This is a genomic window from Kitasatospora sp. NPDC101155, assembly GCF_044768305.1.
In the GTDB taxonomy this organism is placed as follows: Bacteria; Actinomycetota; Actinomycetes; order Streptomycetales; family Streptomycetaceae; genus Kitasatospora.
Genome location: NZ_JBIWPN010000008.1, coordinates 253,708 through 269,390, shown reverse-complemented (window position 1 = coordinate 269,390; position 15,683 = coordinate 253,708). Strand labels below are relative to the sequence as shown.

Genomic DNA, 15,683 nt, shown 5'->3' with positions numbered 1-15,683 from the left:
GCGTCCGGCGAGCCTGTTTGGGGCCTACGCCGAGGCCTGACCCTATCGTGAAGTCGGGTCGCCAGCCGGGTTGTTCGGGGTGGCAAGTGGGGAGCTGGGCCGGCTGTGTCCGTCCGTGTGGCCGGTGAGCTGGCCAGCGTCGATCTCTATCGTGTCGTCGAGGTCGTCGAGGTTCACGATGTACGTGGTGGGAGGCACCACGATCTGCAAGGTCTCGCGGTCCAGCCTCCAGACGGGGCGCCGTACGAAGCCGGTACGGCCCTCGTACGGGCCGGCCGTGACGCGGATGCGCTGATGCTCGGTGAAACCGCCCTCCAGAACGGCGTGGACGGCGGCTGCGGCAAGAGGGACGCACGACTTGATGATCGGGTCGGGTCGGCTGCGGCGGCTGCCATGTACATCGGGCCCGTGATCGGGGCCGTCGGGTGGCCCGGCCGCAGGCGAGTCCTGCGGGTGACCCGTGTTCCGAGTGCGGTTCAGCCGTTCCCACCGCCGGGTAACGGGGTCGGCCCTCCTCTGGTCGGGCGACCTGAAGCTGAGCCGTGGGATCACGTCGTGGCCGCTGTCCTGGAGCGTTTGCTCCACCAGGTCGATGACGTGCTGGTCGTCCTGAAGGTGGAACAGCACGGTCCACCACGACACATCGCCAACCGGCTGTCGTTCGCGCAGGTGGAGGGCATAGAGGATCAGCGTGATGATGTCCCGGACGGCGGCAGAATCCGATCCCTCGTGGTGGGGAGCGGCGAGGGCGGTGGCCCGGGTAACGGCCTCGCGCCACTGCAGCATCCTCTGGCGCGCGGCCCACGGGTCAAGGGATGCGGCCGGCAGGTTGGGCTGCACGGCGGTGGTGATGGCGCCCAGCGTGGCCCAGTCGCAGACCGAGTTCGCCATGAGGTCAGCCAACCGGTGCACCTCCGGCGCGCCGGGCGGGCTCAGCTCCAGTCGGTCCTGGAGGTCGTCGAACTCCTCGTCGGTCAACGCCACGGGGACGACGCTGCGGTGGGCAGAGGTGAGCTGGCTGTCGTTGCGGACCTCGCTCCGGCGCAGGCGACTGGAGTCGAGGAACAGGTTCAGCCCTTCCACGAGGAACGACCAGGCGCGGTCGGTGTTGCCTCCGCCGGCGCGCACGTTGTTGGTGACAGTGGGAAGGCGCAGGAACTCGCGTGCTTTCCCGCGTGCGGCGGCGGGGCTGGGAAGGAGGACGACCTCGGTGTCCGTCCACGGCTCCTGCGCGTGGTAGACGACCACGCTCAGTAGGCCCGGGTGCGCGAGCACGGTCTCCTCGCTTCGAGAGCCGTCCTGGTACCGGAGGCGGGTGCGCAGGGCCCACCACGAGATCGGCTCACCGGCATCCTCCTCGCGGCACGCCCACTCCACCCGGGCTTCCTCCAGCACCGTGCCTGCCGTCAGCTGTTCCACGGACCAGCCGATGAACGCCGCGGAGCGGGCGACGAGAAGCGGCACCTGGCGATACCCGGCGGTCCGTTGGTGCCCTCGGCCGATCCGGCTCAGCGCGGCCTCGACCGCTGCGGTGATCGTGGGCGCAACGGCGACGCGGTGGGTCCGGGCCCAGGAGGGAGCGTCTTCGGGGGCCGGCGCCCGTCCGGGAGCGGCTGCGAGGGTCAGGCGCGCAGGGCGGTGGAGGGCGTCGGCTGGCTGGTCGATCGTGAGGCGAGGCGGCGAGGAACGGTCGTCGGCTTCGAGGGCGATGATCTCGTCGGCCCAGGCGGCGGCCGAGTCAACCCACCGCTCCTCCTCGGCGCTCAGCGCCTGGCCGTGCCGCGGCCGGGCCACGAGGACGACCATGCGTCCGTCGCCTTGCCACCGCCGAAGGCGTTCCGTCGCTTCGTCGTGCCAGGCGGGCGACGGACCGGCGGCGGCCAGCAGAACCGAGGCAGCCCACTCGGTCGGCAGCGGCTCGCCCGCGTGGACAACGACGAACCGGCGGTCCCACTCAGGCAGCTTCTCCACGTCGCCGGGGGCGATGTCGGCACTCTCGTGGCGGTCGTCGAAGTTGACCCGGAAGACTGCGGGGGCGTCGGTGCAGGTGCGCTGCTCGTCGTTGGCGCCCCAGGTGACCGCGCGGAGGCGGCCGGTTCGTCCGGCGTGGAGGCCGCCGGTGACCTTGACGTGGGCCCGCAGGTTCAACGCTCCGCTGGTCGGCAGGAGAAGCTGGTCGACTTGGCCGGTCAGCTCGCGTACCGCGTGCTCGAAGACGGTCATCCCGCTCGACTTGTACCTGCCGTACACGTCCTCGGTGACCATGTCGGACGTCAGGGTGTCCTCTAGCGGCACGCCGTGCCGGGCGTTCAGCGCGTGCCAGAGCCTCCAGACCGTTCCCTCCACGGGGGGCGGGCCGGTGAACGGGCCGTGGTCCTGGCCGTGCTCGGCCAGCCGTGCCTGCGTCAGATCGGCCATGCCCTTCTCAACAGGCCTGGTCCAGTCCTCCTCACGTGCTGGGCCGGGCAGCAGGTCGGCGAGGTCTTGGTGCAGGCGCTGCGGATCGGCGAGGCGGTAGCGGACAGACCGCAGGGAGACCTGGTCCATGGCGGCGCCGTCCTGAACCGCGATCAGGTAGTAGATCAGGGCGAGGACATCTCGGACGTCGCGATCTAGGCACTGGAACTCGCGGGCCTTGGCCCGGGCGTCCTCCCACAATCGCCCACTATTGCTGACCATGCGTCGATCCTAGGCGGTGTGCCGCCAAGGCCGACCGAACACCTCGTGGGGCAAGGGGTGGTGCGGCAGATCGTGGTCGGCGTCAGTAATCGACGTCGCCTGTGGCGCCCGCGGTCAGTACGACGTGGACGCTGCCGAGCGCCCCTCGGGCGTCATCGAGTACGGGCGGCATGCGGGACCACGTCTTCCCGGGTTCCAGGTCGTCCATGGTCAGTAGGGCGGCCGGTCGCAGCGCGGCGGCGCAGTCCGATAGGAACTGCCCGAGACGGCCGCGGGTCGTCCTGCCGTGATCCTCCAGCGCCTGGAGGTTTTCATGAACCCACTTGAGGTGGTCCTCGTCGGTCCGCCTTTCCTGCGCCAGGGCCTCAAGTGCCTCGGGGCTCCAGTACGACCGGCAGCCGGCCCGCGTCAGCAGGTTGGAGGCCACAGAGCACTCGCTGTCGCTGAACTGCCACTCTCGACGGTTGAGTGCGCGAGAGGCGTCGGCGACGTACGGGTGGACGGCCTGCTGGAGCGGCGTGGGAGGCTCGGCGTCGTGGTCGGCCCGCATCCGCCACAACGGCATACCGGGACCGGGATCCGATGCGAGGGCCAGGCGCACGAGCTTCCGCAGAACATCCTCGGGTGAGAGGCCGGGCAGCCGGGGCGTCCAGGAGTGAGTGCACACGCAGGTCAGCCGGGCGGGACCGCCCCAGGCCCCGGAGACGGTCAGGCCGCGGTCTGCCATACACAGCGGGCAGCACACGTCCAGCTCGGGCGTACCGTCCGGCGGTGGCGGGGTGCTGAGCCAGAACACCCCGCCGAAACGGTTGCCGTAGTCCGCGCGACGGTGGCAGACCTCCAGCGTGAGGTTGCCGGCGCCGTCGTGGCCGATGTGGCTCGTGGCGAAGTTCCAGGTCACCGCCCCACCATAGTCGTGTTGGTTGTCATCGATCCCCTGGTTGGCTGCATAGCTGTTTCCGATTCTGGTTTCCTCGGATCACGGGCAGCCGGGTTGCGGAGCGGCGAGTAGCCAGTGGGCGAGGGCGGCGTCGTCGGAGGGCTTGTATCGGGGGTGGCGGCGGGCGTCCGGGTCCTGGGTTTCGAAGTCGCGGATGGTGTCGATGACGGCGTCCGGCCCGACTGCGCGGGAGAGGGCGGCGACCTGTTGCCAGGTGAGGAGGCCGTAGGCATCGACGGCCTCGGTGATGCCGTCGGTGGCCAGGAGCAGGTCGGTGAGCCCCTCGGCCGGCCAGGTTGCGACGAAGGCGTTCTGGCCGGCCTCGGGGGCGGCTTCGGCGATCCAGTACCCGCCGGGGCGGTTGACCTGGGTGTTCTGGAAGTCCCGTAGCTCGCGCAGAATTTCGCGGTGCTGCTGGTCGAAGCCGCGGCCGGCGCGGAGCCGGGACCGGTAGAGGGCCGCCTGGGGCTGGGCGTCGACGAGGTGCGCGAGACGGTCGTCCCGGAGCTGAAGAAGGGTGCCGTCGTGGTGAATTGCGGTGATCGGGCTGTCGCCGAGGACGGCGACGTCGATCTGGTGGTTCGCGAGGCGGGCGACGGCGACGGTCGCGGCTGGGGAGCGCCCGGGGATCAAGTGGTGGTCGCGGGCGAGGCCGCCGATGGCGGCGGTGAGGACCTCGCGAAGATCGGATCGGGGTGTGCGGGTCAGCAGGTTGGCGATCCGCTCGCCGAGGGCCCCGGCGTACCAGCCGCCGCGCGGCTGATCGTCGGTGACGGTACTGACGCCGTCCAGAACGACCAGGGCGTGGTCAAGCACCACGATCCGGTCCTCGGTGGGGCGGTTGTCCTGTCCGGCGCGCTCGCCCGTGCGGACGACGGGCACGGTGGAGGTGGTCGACATCGGCGGTGTCCTTCGCGGGTGTGAAAGCGGCGGCCGGAGCTCAGCAGGTGTGCAGGGCCGTGGTGATGATGGCCCGGGCGTCGTCGCCGTACACGGCGGACTCGTGGAGCCGATCGAAGGCCCGGTGGAAGATCTGAACACGGTCGTCAGTGATCGTCTCGCCCCCTCGGTAGCCCTCGACCTCGACGCGAGCGCCGTCGAAGATCCCGAATCCGTCGCCGGGATAGACGGCGAGCCGGGCGCGGGCGGGGATGATGCCGAGGGTGAGGCCGGGCAACTTCAGGGCCTCCAGGAGGTGTTCGAGCTGGGCGCGCATGACCTCGGGGCCACCGATGCCGGTGAGCAGCGCCTGCTCACCGAGTAGGACGTGGAAGCTGCGCCCGCCGACGCCGAAGTACTGGGCGCGGGCGACGCGCTCGGCGGCACCGGCCTCGATGTCCCGCGGGATGCCGTGCAGGTCGACGACCAGACGCAGGACCTCCTCGGCGTAGGCGCGGGTCTGCAGGTTTCCCCAGACGAGGTTGGGGCTGTAGCCGTGGTAGTGCGTGGTCTGCTCGACGAGCCGGCGGAACTCGGCCTGGGTCGGCCCGGTTCCCTGCCGGAGAAGACCCGGCCAGTCGATGGCGGCCGGGCCGGCAGCTGTGAGGTCCGGGGCGGGGACGGTGGGGTCGGACATGCGGTTCCTCCTGGTTACGGGCTGCGGTGTGGAGCCTGGTGGAAGGGTTGTCCCGCCCGACGCGTGCCTGCGCCGGGCGGGACGGCGAACGGGTGTCAGTGAGCGGGCTGCGACGGCTGGGCGTCGTCGGAGCCGTTACTGAGGGCGATGGCTGCGACCGGCTCCCACGTCAGTTCCCAGGCCAACTCGCCCCCCGGACGCGGGACCTGCTGGAACTTCACGTCGAGCAGGTGGAGCGCGGTGAAACGAACGGGGACGTGGCTGGGCGAGATCCTCCGCAGGGCCGTCTGCAGCGCGTCGGAAGACGCCTCGGCCCAGGCATAGCCGAGTGAGATGTGGTGCCGGCCGCCGTCGTGGAGCAGCGCGCCGGGCCCGCGGACCTCGCGGATCGCGTCGCGGACATGCTCGCGCAGGTCGACCAGCCTCGCGTCGGGCGAAAGGTCCAGGAAGGCCCCGGCCCGGTTGGCGATCGGGCTGCCGGCCGTGACCTCCAGCGGGCCGGTGAAGGCCAGGTGCGTGTGCAGGGCGGCCACAAGGTCGTCGCGCTCTTCCGGCGTGATCTTGTCGGCGGTGGTGTCGGCGACCATCTCGATGGTGCAGTGCAGCGTGCCGTCGCCGATCGAGGTGATCGGATAGGGGCTCATCGCGTCCCGGCACTCGTTGACCAGCCGGGCCAGGGGGAGGTCGGTCTGCAGGTCCGGAACGGCGTAGACGTGCAGGACGCGGGCGCCGTCGGGCCACGGCGCGCCCTGGAATTTCGGAACGAACTTCTCCACGATCGCTTCTCCGTCACATTGGTGCGGCGGCCGTTCGCGTGGGCGGCTCGGCCTGGCCGCTGTTGGTCAGGACTTGCCCAGGTGCAGCTGGTGGACGCGCTCGAAGGTGTAGCGGGGGACCGGGGCGGGGTGCTGGCGTTCCCACACCAGCCACACGCTGGAGACGGTGGCGTTGGTGCGGATTCCCGGCCGGATCTGGCGGCCGAGGTCGGAGGCGAGGCGGTCCGAGCGGGCGGCGAGTTCGGGGGTATCGGTGTCCTGGACACCGTAGCCGCACGACATGTGGCACCAGAAGTGCTTCTCGGCGGGCGGGAGTTCCAGACCGGCGTCGGTGAGCCCGGCCCGCACACGCTGGTACAGCCGGTCAGGGCCGTGCTCCGGCCAGATGTCCACGAGGCCGGCGGAGCCGGAGGCGCGGGCCGGGCCGATCTCGATGGTGAACGGCTCCATGTCGGCGAGTTCCTTCTGGACGGCGGTGGCGGCGCTCGCGAGGATCGCCCCGTCGACCCGCGCGCCGGCGGCAGTCAGCGGGTGGATCTTCTGGATCGTCATGTGCAGGTCGTCATCGGCAATTGGTGCGATCACGTCCGGGTACTGCTCGGTCATTTCGCGCAGCCGGGCGAAGTACTCGAGGACCTGCGGCTGGTCCTGGGGTAACCACAGGACGTGTGGTCGCACCCAGTCCTCAGCTGGGCCGTCCTGGCGTCCCCACCAGCGGCTGATGGTCATGAACTTCCTCACCGCGTCTCCTGCGGGGCCGGGATAGCGCTGACGTCCAGGTCGGCGTAGACGGGGCGGTGGTCGGCCGCAGCCTCGCTGGCCGGGCTGACGTGGGCAAGGTAGTGGACCAGGGCGGGGGCGACGGGCCGGGTCGCAAGGATCAGGTCGATGCGTCGCTCGCCCCACGGGTCCGGATCGCCTTGCCCGTCGGCCCAGTAGCCGACGGTCGGCTGCCACGGTGCCGCCAGGTGGGCGGCGGCGTCGACCATGTAGCCGGCGCGCAGCAGCGCTGCGGTCTGGCGCCGGTCGGCCAGCTGGGTGCCCCCGGCCGTGCCGGGCTGGAGCTGGTACTCCAGGTCGTCGTGGTCCTGGTCGAGGTACGGCTCGGGGTCGTAGAACCGCGTGCCGCCGGGGATGGTGGTCGCGGCGGAGATGGAGTTGAAGTCGCCCGCCAGGATGCCCGGCTTCGCTCCGCCGGTGCGGCGGAAGATCCCCTTGAGTCGCAAAGCCTCGTTCGCGCGGAAGTCGGGCCGGAACGGGTCACCGTGGTAGCTCGCGACGAGGAGGGGCTCCGCCGCGCCGACATCGAGTTGCACGGTGGTACAGCCGTGCCAGAAGTCCGGTGCGCCGAACGGGCGGAATCCTCCGGGTACCGCGCGCACGGTGTCCGGATTCCAGAGGATGGCGGTGTACCAGCCCCGGTGCTGGTTGTTCGCCATGGCGATGCCACCGCGGGTTCCGTCCGCACGTATCGTCGTGGCGGTCAGGCCGCAGTCGGCCGCGAGGGATCCGATGATCTCGCCGGCCTCGGCCCGCCATCGCTGCGCGCGGTCAAGCTCTGTCTCGCCTTGCTTCAGTTCCTCGTCGACGAGGACTTCTTGGAGGGTCAAGATGTCGGGCGCCACCTCCTGAATGGCAGTGACACGGGCCCTCCAGCCAGCGGTGTTGCGGTCGGTGAGTTTGAGCTTGTAGGCGTTGAAGTTGGTGATGCGGACCAAGGTCGGCTCCTCGGGCAGGTATGGCTGCGGTGTCGCGAAGTGGTCTTGGCGGTCAGTTGGCTTGGCGTGCGGGGACGTCGGAGGCGAGGCGTTGGCCTGGGATGTCGGGCTCGTGGTCGGCGAAGCTGTAGTCGTAGCGCAGCCGGCAGCCGAACAGGAACCGCTCGCTGTCGGAGACCGCGCCTTCCTGTTCGCGCGTGGAGGGGCGGGCCTTCAAGCGGTCTCCTCAGCAGGACTCGGACGGGCCGCCGGTAACACCGCGTCTTCCTGGGCGGGTTGGTGGAGCCGGGCGCGGAGCTGGGCGGCGAGGCGCTCGGACTCCTCGGGGTCGTCCGGCAGGACGCCGGCTCCCTCGGTCATCAGGGCGTGGAACTGCTGCTGCTCGTACGGGACGCCGGGCGGCAGGGCTGCGACGTGCCAGTGGACGTGCGCGTTGCCCTGCTGGCTTCCCAAGCTGAGCACGTAGAGGCGCTCGGTCGGGACGGTCGCGGCGAGGGCGGTGGCGACCCGGTGGACCACCAGCTGCAGGGCCAGGTACTGCTCCTCGGTGAAGCCGCCGATGGCGTCCTCGACGTGGGCGCGCGGGGCCACCAGCACCTTGCCCGGAAGCGTCGGATAGCGGTCGAGGAACGCGACGTGGACGCCGTCGTCCAGGACGATCCGGTGCTCGTATCCGGGAACGTCGGCGAGCATCGAGCAGATGAAGCATGGCCCGTTGCGGGCTTGCTCGTTGTAGGTGTCGAGGTCGAAGCCGTTCACCGCGTCCAGCCCTCGGGGCCGGGGCGCAGCGCCATGTAGCCGTCCAGCGGTCCGAAGCCGAGGGAGTGGTAGAGCGGGGCGCCGGCCTCGGTGGCGCGCAGTTCGATCGAGCCGCACCCGGTCGCCTTGAGCGCGTCGATGAGGGCTTCGGTGGCGGCGCGGGCGTGGCCGCGGCGCCGGTGGGCGGGGTCGGTGGCCACCGTGTGGACGCGGCCCCACAGCCCGGTGGGGTGGGTGGGCCCGAGGTAGCCGCGGTAGACGATGCCGATGGCGCACGAGGCGAGCGTGTGCTCGTCGGCGGGGACGACGTATGCGAGCAGGTGCGGATCGGTGCCGAGGCGGGCGTGCATGTCGTCGCGGAAGGTCGAGCGCCACTCGTCGGTGAGCTGGGCGCCGTCGAGGACCGCGACGCGCAGGCGCAGTAGCTCGTCGGCGTCCTGCGGGCCGGCGGCGCGAACGGATTGACCGGGCAAGGGGATTCCTCCGGGAAGGGCGGTCAGTGGGACAGCTGCGGTGGCGGTGGATCCAGGCGGACGAGGTGACGGTCGGTCCCGCCGTCCGGCCGGTGCACGGTCCGGTAGGCGTAGGGGACGGTGCTGTCGTGGAAGACGACGACGCCTTCTTCCACGATGGGCTGCTTGTTGGCGATGGCGTGCAGCCGGGCGTCGGCGTCGTCCGGCAGCTGAGGGTCGGGCGGTCGTCGGTGTCGTCCCATCGCTCTCACGCGCGGACCAGGGCGTGCGGGTCGAAGGGCTTGCCGTCCCAGCCGTGGGTGGAGAAGCCCCGTCCGCCGGACAGGTAGAGGGTGAGGGCGGCGTGGGAGGTCGGGAACATCGGCAGGGGCAGTGCGTCGGCCGGGGTCCAGGTGACGGCGAGGTGCTTGGCCGGCTCGGTGTTCGTCAGCTCGCCACGCCAGGCGGTGGCGAGGAACACGCTGAGCAGGAAGGGCCCCTTGCCGTCCCAGCCGACACGGACCTGGGCGGTGTGGACGAGCCGCAGGTGCTCGGGCTCGACGATCAGCCCGGTCTCTTCGCGTAGTTCACGGGCGGCGGCCTCGTCGAGGCGCTCGCCGACCTCGACCTTGCCGCCGGGGATCGTCCACGCCGGCGTCGCGCTCCAGCTGTTCGCCGCGTAGTGGATCGTCGCGATCCGGCCCCGGGGCTGGTCGTGGGCGATCACGGCCACGGCCTGGCGAAGGCTCTCCACAGTGTTACCTCCAAGTTGGCTGAGTGGATGGGGATTTCAGGCGGTCGGCGCGGGGTGGCGGAGCTGTTCCAGGACGGTGCGGGCGTAGCCGATGATCTCTTCGTCGTGGTGGTGGTCGAGGGCCCAGCGCAGGGCGGCGGGGCAGTCGATCGCTGCCCAGGCCCGGCACGCCGCCCACTCGTCAGCGGTGAGGTCTCGTCCGTAGCCGGCGAGGAACGCCGTGCGGAGGTCGGGCCGGTGTGGGGTGAGCTGGAGCATGACCCGCATCAGGTCGCGCCGCACCGGCGCCTCGACCTGGCTGCGCTCGAAGTCGATCACGCTAACGATCAGGTTGTTACCCTGATGGTGGACGAGCCAGTTCCTGGGGCCGAAGTCGCCGTGACAGTACGCGAGAGCTACGTGTGGAGGCTCGATGCAGGTGGCGTCGGCCAGGACCTCGATGTCCTCGTCGGACAGTTGAGCGTCGCGGGCGCGGGCGAGCGCCCGGTCACGCTCTTCGGCCCAGGGCAGCTGCTCCCCGACGGGGGCACCAGCTGTCGGGTGGGCATGGATGACGGCCGCGAGCTGCCCGGCTTGCCGGTACACCTCCCGCTCCTCGGCCGCGGTAAGGGCGGTCCTGGTGGCCGGGGTGCCGGGCAACGCGGCGGTGACGACGAGCAACGATCGGGCGTCCTCGGCCAGCAGGTCCGGTGCCAGACCGGCGCCGAGGACCGGCGCGAGGATCCGGTAGGCGGTGGTCTCGCGCTGGTGCATGAACTCGTTCTTGTGCCGTTTGGCGAACAGGCGGCTGCCGTCATCGGTACGGACCTCCCACACCGTCGCCCTTCCGGTGGGGTCAGGCGAGCATGCGCACAGCAGCTCGTACGGACCTGCCGTCTCGCGCAGTAGCCGGTCGGCGTCGTCGGGGAGGGCGGGTGCGGTCATGCCGGCCAGCCGACGGTGGACAGCGGGTTGCCGCAGGCGATTTCGCCGAGCGCGTGCGCGGTGTAGGGCACGATATCGGCCGGCAGCCGGTCGAGTGGCCATCGCCGCAGTTCCTCGCACTTGTGCGGCTCCGCGTTGCGAACCCGGCCTTCATAGCGCGCGGCATGGAAGAACAACTGGAGACGGCTGCGGCCGTCGTCGGCGTCGAGGTGGTGCAGCGTGTGGACGAGTTCGAGGTCGTTCTCGGCGATGGTGATACCGAGTTCCTCCTCCGCCTCGCGGGTCATCGAGCGGGTGATGGGCTCGCCCCGCTCCATGTGTCCCGCCGGGAGGTGCCACAGTCCGTTGGCGTAGCTGGTGTTGCGCCGCCGCCCGAGTAGCACGGTCCCGTCGTCGAGCAAGACGAGGTGGACGCCGACGACCAGCGTCAGCGGGTCCGTCCCCGGTTTGCGGGGCTCCCTGTCCGCTGGCCGGCTGGGGTGGTCGAGCTGGGTCACGAGATCCTCCCGGTGGGCCGGTCGGCCGCAGCGTCGAGCAGCGGCAGGTAGTGGTGCATGTAGGGCGGCACCTTCAGGTCCAGTACCTCGTCGAGGGGAACCATGCGTACGGCCAGGCCCTCGTCACCGAGCCGCAGGTCGCTGTCGGTGCCGTCCCAGACGGCGTGCAGGACGCGGGTGAGCGGGAGGCCGAGGTCATGGTGCGGGTCGGGGAGGGGCCGCAGCCTGGTGATCTCGATACCGGCCTCCTCGCGAACCTCGCGCACCGCGCTCTCCCGGGCACTCTCGTCGGCCTCGCGCCACCCGCCGATCGGAGTCCAGTAGCCGGGCCAGGCCATGCCCGGCCCGGCTTCGCGTAGGTGCATCAGCAGTCGACCCACCCGGTCGGTGACGAAGACCAGGACGCCCTCGAAGTCGTCGTCGGCCGGTGTGGGGCGCTCCAGGTAGAGCGGGACACCGGAGCGGTGGGCGCGCAGCACCTGCCGGAGCCGCCGGTAGCGGTCCGGGTTCATGTGGGCGCGCCAGTCGTGGGCGGTCTCGAACCGCCACTCGGTGTGCTCGGCTGGATCGAGGTGGATCCGGGCCCGCTGCTCGGTGGTGAGGATGCCGCCGTCGAAGACGTAGCCGCAGACGGGGACGGGGTACTCGGTGCCGGCCTGCTCGTGGATGACGGCGACCAGGCGCTTTCGGGCGATGACCTCGGGGTTCTCCGCTGCGAGGTCGAGGCTCAGTTCTTCTTGGGCCTCGCGAAGGGCGGTGGTGAAGGGGGTCTCGCCGTGTTCGACGTTGCCGCCCGGGAAGTTCCACACGCCCGGGTTGATGGTGGAGCGCATCCCGAGGACGCGGCCTTGCGGGTCGGTGACGAGGAAGCAGGCGTAGGAGCTGGGACGGGCGATGGTGAGGAGGTAGCCGCCGACCGGCCGCCAGCCGGGGACGGCGAGGCGGTGGGTGAGCCACTCGATGACCGCGCGCTGGCCCTCGCTGGTCGGCGGCAGCTGGTCGGCGCCGGCCCACTGGTGGCCGTCGTGGTCGGGCGACAGGACGACCGGGGTGCCGTCGGGGACGACGGTGGTGAAGACGAACTGCCGGACCCGCAGGCCGCGCTGGTTGGTGAAGTCCAGGTGCCGTGCGTACTCCAGCGCCAGGCCAGTGAGCCCGGTCTCCTCGGCCAGCTCACGCGCCGCGCCCGCCGGCACGGGTTCTCCGTTCTCCCGGCCGCCGCCCGGGTACTCCCACAGGCCGGGCAGGACGTCGTGTGCGGCCCTGCGGATCATCAGGATGCGGCCGGAGGCGTCGCGGACGACCACGCCTACGCCGATCCCCTCGATGCCTTCGCGGGAGGCCAGGTCGGTCAGCACGTCGAAGTCGATCACTGGAGGGGCTCCTTGCTCTCTCGGACCGGTACGGCTCGTTGGGCGGGCACGCCGGTGCGCTCGTTCTGCAGGTCCCACAGCTCCCTGAACCGGCCGCCCGCGTCGGCTACCAGCTCGGCGAAGGTTCCTTCCTGGAGGACCTTTCCGTCTTCGAGGACCACGATCCGGTCGGCGATGGCGACGTTGGTGAGCCGATGGGTGACCAGGACGACCGCCCGATCGCGGGCGACGACCCGCAGGTTCTGGAAGATCCGGTGCTCGGCCCGCGGGTCGAGGGCGGCGGTGGGCTCGTCCAGGACCAGCAGTCCGGCCTCGCGGTGGAACGCCCGGGCGATGGCCAGTCGCTGCCACTGTCCGCCGGACAGCTCCTCTCCTCCCATCCACTCCACGGCCAGGAGCGTGGACAGGCCCCGGCGGAGCTTGGCGACGACCTCGCCCGCTCCGGAGGCTTCGGCGGCGCGCATCACCGCCTCGTCGCCGTCGGGGCCCGGCTGTCCCAGCGTGATGTTCTCCCGGCAGGTCAACGGCCAGCGTGCGTAGTCCTGGGGCACGACCGCGACCTGGCGCCACAGGGCGTGCGGGTCGAGGTCGCGCGTGTCGTGTCCGTCCCAGCGCACCGATCCGTCGGCCGGAAGATACAAACCGGCGAGGAGTTTCGCGAGGGTGGTCTTGCCCGAGCCGTTCTCGCCCACCAGGGCCAGGATCTCGCCGCGGTCGACGTGCAGATTCACCTTGTCCAGCGCGGTGCGCTCGGAGGAGGGGTAGGCGTAGGTGAGGTCTTTGACCGTGATCCGGTGCGGTGCTTGCGGGACGGCGGCGCCGCGCTGCAGTCGGTGGCCGCCGGCGGTGTCGAGGAAGCTCGACCAGTCGTCCAGGTACATGCCGGTGCGGAACAGGTCGGCGCCGTAGCCGACGATGCCGTGGAGGCTGGTGCTGACCGCGCCGAGGGCGAACACGGCCGCGCCGCCGTGGGGCAGGCTCATCCGGCCGGTGCTGACCAGCCACAGCATCGCGGCCCACACCAGGGTGGTGCCGAGGCCGGACGCGGCGGCGCCGATTACCGAGACCTTGGCGCCCTTCATCGCCGCCTGCCGGGAGCTGGCGTCCAGCCGTCGGCCGACCAGCTCGTACTTGGCGAGCAGGAAGTCGCCCATGGTGTCGGAGCGGACCTGGTCGGCGTTGCGCTTGAGGTGGATGTACCAGCGCAGGTTCGCCATGATCCGGCGGTCGCCGATGGCGGCCCGGTTCGCGAGGAACTGGACTCTGGCGGCGTGAACCGACGCGATGCCCTGCGGCAGTGCGGCCAGCACGAGGAGCGGAAGCAGCAGCGGGTGGAGCACCGTCAGCACACTCGCGGCGCCGACGAGGGAGGCGAGTGAGGCGATCAGGTTCTGTGCCTCGCCGACGATGTCCACGCACACCTCGGCGCCGCGGTCGGCGGCCTCCAGCTCGTCGTTGTAGCCGGCGTGGTCGTAGGCGGTCAGCTCGGCGGCCACGGTGGCGCGCAGCACCGCCGCTTCCGCCTCGCGGGAGATCCGTGGGGACAGGTGGACGGTGATAGTGCGGATGGTGATGCCAAGCAGCGAGCGGGCGCCAGCTGCTGCGGCGATCACCAGGATGGACGGCGCGGCGTGGGCGAGCTTGTCGCTGATCCGGCCCGGGTCGAACAGGGCCGCGATCGTGCCGGTGGTCGCGAACAGTCCGGCCGCGCCGAGTACGGCGGAGACGACCTGGCAGGCCAGCAGCAGCGCGACGGAGGCGCGGTCGATGCGCCAGCCGAGTCGGAAGGCGCGGACCACCAGCGTGGGCAGACGGCGGGCCATGGCGCTGACGCTGATCGCCTCGATGGCCTCGATGCGACGGCCGTCGGCCAGCCATTGCAGCTCCTCGTCGGCGGCCTCGGCCGATTGGGTCGCGGCACTCACGCGTTCGCCTCCTTGCACGGGTCGCTGACCATCAAGGCGGGGGTCTTCACCACAGCTCCTCCAGACACGGACAGTGCGCGGGCATACGGAGCCGCCGAATCGGCAGGAAAGGATGGCCCAAGTGGGCATCGGGTAAGCCGAGTTGGGGCTGGTTCACAGACGGGGAGGGTCTGATGATGGTGCTGTTCGAGTGTGCCGTTCAAGCGGATTACCACCGGGCGAGCCCGGGTCGAACGGGGAGTTTTCGAGCACCGCCGAGGCGCTGCCCAGCGCCTCCTCCAACTGCTCGCGAAGGGGGGTGGGCAGTGTTCCGGAGCCCAGTGCGCAGGCGGCGAGAGCGCGTTCGAGCGCGGCTGTCCGGTCGGGTTCGAGGCCGTCACGGACGCTCGGGTGGGCGAGGAGGTCGCGCAGCGCGTAACCATCACCCATTTCACCCGTTCGGCTGGACAGCTGCTCGATCAGGTTTCGGGCGGCGGGTGTGTCCTGGCCGGCGGCGTCGAGTGCGGTCAGGGCGAGGCGGGTGCTGAAGACGGCCAGGCCCTCGTCCGGTTCGAAGGTGATGCAGTGGTCGATGGCGGCTTCGGCGGTGCGCGCGTCGTCGGGGCGGCATAGCGCGGTGAGGATGGCGGTGACGGCGTCCTCCCAAGGGTCGCCGGGGTCGGTGGCGGCCAGCAGTGCGAGTGCACCGGGCAGGTCGGCGTTGGTGATGCGGGTGAGGATGGCGACCTGGCGGCCGTCGAGGATGCGCTGGCCGATGCCGCGGTGTTCCTCGATGTGGCGCAGGGCATCCGTCCAGCGGCCGGCGGCGGTGAGGGCGCGGGTGCCGTCGGCGATGACGACGCGCCACAGCCACTGGCGGACCTTGCCACGCTGCTCGTCGGTCTCGGTGAGGTGGGCGGGGACGGCGAGGCCGTCGAGGACGGTCTCGGTGGCGCGGGTGACAGCGCTGTAGAGGTCGAGCAGGAGCTGGTGGCCGTGCTGGTGGTGGCCGGCGCGGATGTGGAGGCGGGCGAGGTTGACCAGGGGTTCGAGGCCGCGGATGGCGCTCATCGCCGGGAGCGGCCCGCGGGTGAGGTAGAGGGCGGCGTGGCGGTGGCACAGCTCGCGGGCGTACCCGGGCAGGCCTACGTCGGAGGCGAGGAGCGCTGCCTGGTTGAAGACGACAGATGCGTGGCCCGGGTCGACCTGCCGCGAGGCCGTGTCGGCCAGCTCCACGAGCTGGCCGACACGGGCGTCGAGGGGTAGGCACGCGGGCCGGATCCGCGGTACCAGCGGGAAGCGCTGGGCAATCGGTCCGGTCGGGTGCACGC

General features: G+C 71.1%; 17 protein-coding genes. All 17 read right to left on the bottom strand.

What is annotated here, in order from left to right:
- Positions 1-42 precede the first annotated feature (42 nt).
- A complete protein-coding gene (locus ACIRYZ_RS15240; protein WP_402943944.1) occupies positions 43-2,679 on the bottom strand; it encodes a hypothetical protein in 2,637 nt (878 codons plus the stop codon).
- 82 nt (positions 2,680-2,761) lie between these two features.
- Complete coding sequence (locus ACIRYZ_RS15235) at positions 2,762-3,580, bottom strand: hypothetical protein (RefSeq protein WP_402943943.1); 819 nt, start codon at positions 3,578-3,580, stop codon at positions 2,762-2,764.
- A gap of 78 nt (positions 3,581-3,658) precedes the next feature.
- Positions 3,659-4,519, bottom strand: coding sequence for a PP2C family serine/threonine-protein phosphatase (locus tag ACIRYZ_RS15230; protein ID WP_402943940.1), 861 nt, complete (start codon positions 4,517-4,519; stop codon positions 3,659-3,661).
- Between the two features lie 40 nt (positions 4,520-4,559).
- On the bottom strand, positions 4,560-5,195 hold the full coding sequence (locus ACIRYZ_RS15225) for a DUF5753 domain-containing protein (protein ID WP_402943938.1): 636 nt from the start codon (positions 5,193-5,195) through the stop codon (positions 4,560-4,562).
- Positions 5,196-5,290: 95 nt separating this feature from the next.
- A complete protein-coding gene (locus tag ACIRYZ_RS15220) occupies positions 5,291-5,971 on the bottom strand; it encodes a hypothetical protein (RefSeq protein WP_402943936.1) in 681 nt (226 codons plus the stop codon).
- Positions 5,972-6,037: 66 nt separating this feature from the next.
- Positions 6,038-6,712 (bottom strand): 2'-5' RNA ligase family protein, encoded by a 675-nt coding sequence (locus ACIRYZ_RS15215; protein ID WP_402943933.1) that lies wholly within the window; start codon positions 6,710-6,712, stop codon positions 6,038-6,040.
- Positions 6,709-7,689, bottom strand: a complete 981-nt coding sequence (locus tag ACIRYZ_RS15210; protein ID WP_402943931.1) for an endonuclease/exonuclease/phosphatase family protein — start codon at positions 7,687-7,689, stop codon at positions 6,709-6,711. Before ACIRYZ_RS15210 ends, ACIRYZ_RS15215 begins: the two co-directional genes overlap by 4 nt.
- 52 nt (positions 7,690-7,741) lie before the next feature.
- Positions 7,742-7,906, bottom strand: a complete 165-nt coding sequence (locus tag ACIRYZ_RS15205; protein WP_402943928.1) for a hypothetical protein — start codon at positions 7,904-7,906, stop codon at positions 7,742-7,744.
- The gene (locus ACIRYZ_RS15200; protein WP_402943927.1) at positions 7,903-8,448 is read right to left on the bottom strand and encodes an HIT family protein; all 546 of its coding nucleotides are present in this window, start codon (positions 8,446-8,448) and stop codon (positions 7,903-7,905) included. The genes ACIRYZ_RS15205 and ACIRYZ_RS15200 overlap by 4 nt, the downstream gene beginning before the upstream one ends.
- Positions 8,445-8,921 carry a GNAT family N-acetyltransferase gene (locus ACIRYZ_RS15195; protein WP_402943925.1) on the bottom strand — a complete coding sequence of 159 codons (477 nt, stop codon included), beginning with the start codon at positions 8,919-8,921 and terminating at the stop codon, positions 8,445-8,447. Before ACIRYZ_RS15195 ends, ACIRYZ_RS15200 begins: the two co-directional genes overlap by 4 nt.
- 23 nt (positions 8,922-8,944) lie before the next feature.
- Complete coding sequence (locus ACIRYZ_RS15190) at positions 8,945-9,163, bottom strand: hypothetical protein (protein WP_402943923.1); 219 nt, start codon at positions 9,161-9,163, stop codon at positions 8,945-8,947.
- A 5-nt stretch (positions 9,164-9,168) separates the two neighbouring features.
- The gene (locus ACIRYZ_RS15185; RefSeq protein WP_402943921.1) at positions 9,169-9,654 is read right to left on the bottom strand and encodes an NUDIX domain-containing protein; all 486 of its coding nucleotides are present in this window, start codon (positions 9,652-9,654) and stop codon (positions 9,169-9,171) included.
- A gap of 36 nt (positions 9,655-9,690) precedes the next feature.
- A complete protein-coding gene (locus tag ACIRYZ_RS15180) occupies positions 9,691-10,578 on the bottom strand; it encodes an aminoglycoside phosphotransferase family protein (protein ID WP_402943919.1) in 888 nt (295 codons plus the stop codon).
- Positions 10,575-11,075, bottom strand: coding sequence for an NUDIX domain-containing protein (locus tag ACIRYZ_RS15175; protein WP_402943916.1), 501 nt, complete (start codon positions 11,073-11,075; stop codon positions 10,575-10,577). The genes ACIRYZ_RS15180 and ACIRYZ_RS15175 overlap by 4 nt, the downstream gene beginning before the upstream one ends.
- The gene (locus ACIRYZ_RS15170; RefSeq protein WP_402943914.1) at positions 11,072-12,448 is read right to left on the bottom strand and encodes an NUDIX domain-containing protein; all 1,377 of its coding nucleotides are present in this window, start codon (positions 12,446-12,448) and stop codon (positions 11,072-11,074) included. Before ACIRYZ_RS15170 ends, ACIRYZ_RS15175 begins: the two co-directional genes overlap by 4 nt.
- Entirely contained in the window at positions 12,445-14,373 is a 1,929-nt protein-coding gene (locus ACIRYZ_RS15165) for an ABC transporter ATP-binding protein (RefSeq protein WP_402943911.1), read from the bottom strand. Before ACIRYZ_RS15165 ends, ACIRYZ_RS15170 begins: the two co-directional genes overlap by 4 nt.
- Positions 14,374-14,526: 153 nt before the next feature.
- Positions 14,527-15,681: a hypothetical protein gene (locus ACIRYZ_RS15160; protein WP_402943908.1), complete on the bottom strand. Its 1,155-nt coding sequence runs from the start codon at positions 15,679-15,681 to the stop codon at positions 14,527-14,529.
- Positions 15,682-15,683 lie beyond the last annotated feature (2 nt).